The sequence below is a fragment of the Mangrovicoccus sp. HB161399 genome (genome assembly GCF_013184745.1).
Classification (GTDB): Bacteria; Pseudomonadota; Alphaproteobacteria; order Rhodobacterales; family Rhodobacteraceae; genus Mangrovicoccus.
On the sequence record NZ_JAATVU010000175.1, the window covers coordinates 1 to 3245 of the forward strand.

At 71.0% G+C, this 3245-nt stretch carries 3 protein-coding genes and 1 pseudogene; 3 read left to right on the forward strand and 1 reads right to left on the reverse strand.

The window, feature by feature from the left end; translation table 11 throughout:
- A pseudogene (locus HCC78_RS31845) lies at positions 1-158 on the reverse strand (TetR family transcriptional regulator C-terminal domain-containing protein); the annotation flags it as partial.
- A gap of 173 nt (positions 159-331) precedes the next feature.
- On the opposite strand from HCC78_RS31845, the gene HCC78_RS31850 reads away from it, so the two are divergent.
- The 3 genes from HCC78_RS31850 to HCC78_RS31860 are packed head-to-tail and all read left to right on the forward strand — an operon-like array spanning position 332 to position 2170.
- Positions 332-1090 carry a carboxymuconolactone decarboxylase family protein gene (locus tag HCC78_RS31850; protein WP_172332711.1) on the forward strand — a complete coding sequence of 253 codons (759 nt, stop codon included), beginning with the start codon at positions 332-334 and terminating at the stop codon, positions 1088-1090.
- A gap of 21 nt (positions 1091-1111) precedes the next feature.
- Complete coding sequence (locus HCC78_RS31855) at positions 1112-1747, forward strand: NADPH-dependent F420 reductase (RefSeq protein ID WP_172332712.1); 636 nt, start codon at positions 1112-1114, stop codon at positions 1745-1747.
- A gap of 27 nt (positions 1748-1774) precedes the next feature.
- A complete protein-coding gene (locus tag HCC78_RS31860) occupies positions 1775-2170 on the forward strand; it encodes a cupin domain-containing protein (RefSeq protein WP_172332713.1) in 396 nt (131 codons plus the stop codon).
- Positions 2171-3245 lie beyond the last annotated feature (1075 nt).

Consider the following 3245-nt stretch of genomic DNA (forward strand, 5'->3'; position numbering starts at 1 on the left):
GTGGTCAGGAAGGCCTCCGCCTCGCCGAAGCGCCCGGCACTGCGCGCCTCGCCCAGCACGGCGCAGACCTGCAGGTCGAAATCGGCATAGTGCCGGGTCATCGACCAGACCGAGAAGATCAGGTGGTGCGGGTCGATCGGCGCGATCCGCCCGGCAGCGGCTTGACGAGGTCCTGCATGGCAGGCTGCGCAAACAGGCGGGCAAGCAGGCGGCGGCCCGCCGGAAGGATTGATGAGCGCTGCTCATGGGCGCCTTGCCCAGCGGAGGCATTAAGGTTTCGCCTCGGCAGGACAGATAAGGGACACGAAACCACTGGCCGAAGGAGCCCCCGATGAAGACCCGTCTCGCCGCCTCCGCCATTGCGCTTGCCGCAGGCTCCGCCTCGGCCGAGCCCGCCTCCACCCTGCCCGGCGCCGTCGTCCGCACCGCCCCAGCGCTGGCCGCCTATGCCGCAGACGACATCTTCGGCGGCGAATGGAAAGCCGAGGCGCTGTCCCAGCGCGACCGGGCGCTCGTCACCTTCGCCGCGCTGGTCACCCGCCACGAAGCGGACAGCCTGGGCCGGTTTGCGGCACTCGCGCTCGATAGCGGCGTGACCCCGGCCGAGCTGTCGGAAACCATCACGCACCTGGCCTTCTATACCGGGCTCGGCAATGCCACAGCCGCCGCCGAAGCGATGGAGCCCGTCTTTGATGCCCGCGGCATCGCGGCGGAGGACCTGCCCGGCGCCGAGGTCGATTTCCTGCCGCTCGACGAGGAAGCCGAGGCCGCCCGCGAGGCGACCGTCAGCGGCAATTTCTCGGATGTCAGCATCGGCGTCGTCGACAACACCCGCGAGGTGCTGTTCAACGACCTCTGGCTGCGCCCGGATCTGGCGCCGCGCGACCGCTCGATGATCACCGTCGCGGCGCTGATCGCGGCGGGCCAGCCCGAGCAGATGACCTTCCACCTGAACCGCGCCATGGATAACGGCCTGACGCAGCAGGAAGCCGGGGCGATGCTGTCGCATCTTGCCTTCTACGCCGGCTGGCCCAGGGTGTTCTCGGCGCTGCCGGTTGCCGGGCAGGTCTTCGGCAGCCGCGGCGATTGACCGGGCAGAGGAATCGGGACGATGAGGATCGGCATTCTGGGAAGCGGCCTGATGGGCGGAAAACTCGGCACGATCTGGGCGCGCTGCGGCCATGACGTGACCTTCGCCTATGCCCGTTCCGCCTCCAAGCTGGAGCGGCTGGCGAAAGGCTGCGGCGGCCGCGCGGGCAGCGTGGCCGAAGCCGCCGAGGACGCCGATGCGCTGCTGCTGGCTGTGCACTGGTCGCGGGTGCCTGACGTGCTGGAGCAGGCGGGCGAGCTCGCGGGGAAGACTGTGATCAGCTGTACCCTGCCGCTTGACGGCGGCAACAGCCGCCTGGTCATCGGCACGAGTTCCTCCGGCGCCGAGGAACTGGCGCGGCTGCGGCCGGAGGCCCGCTGGGTCCAGGCCTTCTCGACCACGCCCTCGGAGAGCTTCTTCCCGGTCTTCGGACGCAAGGGACAGGACGCGCCCCCGCATGTCATGATCTGCGGCGACGACGCGCAGGCGAAGGAAACGGCCTTTGCCCTCGCCCGCGACGTGGGCTTCGAGCCGCAGGATACCGGAGGGCTGCGCAACGCCCGCTTCGTCGAGCCTTTCGCGCTGGCCACCGTCGAACTTGCCTATGTCCAGCCGGGAGGTCCGGCCTGGACCTACCGGTTCACCAAGCTGCGCTGACGCGCAGGACCACGAAGGAGAGTCACCATGAAAATCACCCGTTCCGGCAGCAACCCCTCCGCCAAGGGGCCCGCGGACTGGTTCACCGGCACCGTGCGCCTCGACCCGATGTTCGCGGCCGAGGACCCCGGCCGCGTCTCCGGCGCGCATGTCACCTTCGAGCCCGGCGCCCGCACCGCCTGGCACACCCATCCGGCAGGCCAGACCATCGTCATCACCTTCGGCCGCGGCCGGGTGCAGCGCGAAGGCGGCCCGGTGGAGGAAGTCTCGGCCGGCGACACCGTCTGGTTCCCGGCTGGCGAGAAGCACTGGCACGGCGCCTCCGCCGAAACGGCGATGAGCCATATCGCGATCCAGGAAAGCATCGGCGGCAGTGCGGTCACCTGGATGGAGAAGGTCTCCGACGAGGATTACAACGGCTGACCGGCAACGGCGCCGGACAGTAGGTCCGCGACGCGCGAAAGCGCATTCCGGGCGCCCGCTTCCGCAAGCGGCGGGGGGCGTCACTGCCCTCGCCCGGAAACCGCCCCATGACCCGCCCGCAGACCGTTGGCCACATGATCACGCTGCCCGATGGGCGGGTGCTGGCCGACCGCCGGGCGCTTCCGAAGAAGCGCTGATCGATGGCCATGGCAGCAGAGCTGCCAAGCCAGGCACTCAGGGCTGGATTGCCGGACGGCGGTGGGTGAAGCACTGCGCCGACGCAGCCAAGACCGCGAGTCGGGCGGCGCCTGCGCAGGACCGTGTTGCGGCACAGCGCGAAGGGCAGCGCGCCATTGCCTACAACCGCAGCGGCGGGCCGCGCACTCCGCCCGGGCGGTTTCGGCCGCGGCGACGGCATCGTCGCGCTCCCGGCAAAGGCCTTCGGAGCACACGTCCCGAACAAGCCCGCGCGGCGACCCGCCGGTCCGGAGGACCGCTGCATCGGCCACGTCCTGGCGCGGATCGGCACGGGCTTCCGGGCGCCGCGGCAGCTGCCGGAAGGCGGCAGCGGTCTCAACGGCGCCGTCCTGGCCTCCGGGCTGGCCGACGGGACCAGCATGCCGGTTCGCAGGGCCCTCGGTGGCCAGCGCGGCGCACCCGCCCTGCGCGCCGGTCCCGCCGCCCCCGCTCCAAGCGGTGCCGTTCGGATCAGCCACGCCTTGCCAGAAGCAGACGCGCGCTCAATCCGTCCCTTGGCAGGTTGCTGAAATAGTCGATCTTCCGGAACGTTTTCCACCTCGCTGGGCGCGGCTGCGCAACCTCCCGGCCTCTCCCGGCCTCGCGGCGTTGGCGGGCGAAGGTCGGCGCCTTCAAACCGCCAAGGCGGCGGCAGCCTGGCGAGGTTTGCCGCCGCCAGCGCGGGGACGAAGCGGGAGCGGACCCGCTCGGGCCCGCGATGGACGGTCTGCCCCGTGCCGCCGGTCGTCTCCGAGCAGCCGAAAGGCGCCCCGATGCGTTTCCCGTGCCGCTGCGACAGCGCATGGCCCTCGTGCCGCGTTGTCCGCCCGCCGATCGC

Bases quoted from the DNA above. Each gene is read 5' to 3' on its own strand.
- HCC78_RS31850 (WP_172332711.1), top strand. From the start codon at position 332: ATGAAGACCCGTCTCGCCGCCTCCGCCATTGCGCTTGCCGCAGGCTCC.
- HCC78_RS31855 (WP_172332712.1), top strand. From the start codon at position 1,112: ATGAGGATCGGCATTCTGGGAAGCGGCCTGATGGGCGGAAAACTCGGC.
- HCC78_RS31860 (WP_172332713.1), top strand. From the start codon at position 1,775: ATGAAAATCACCCGTTCCGGCAGCAACCCCTCCGCCAAGGGGCCCGCG.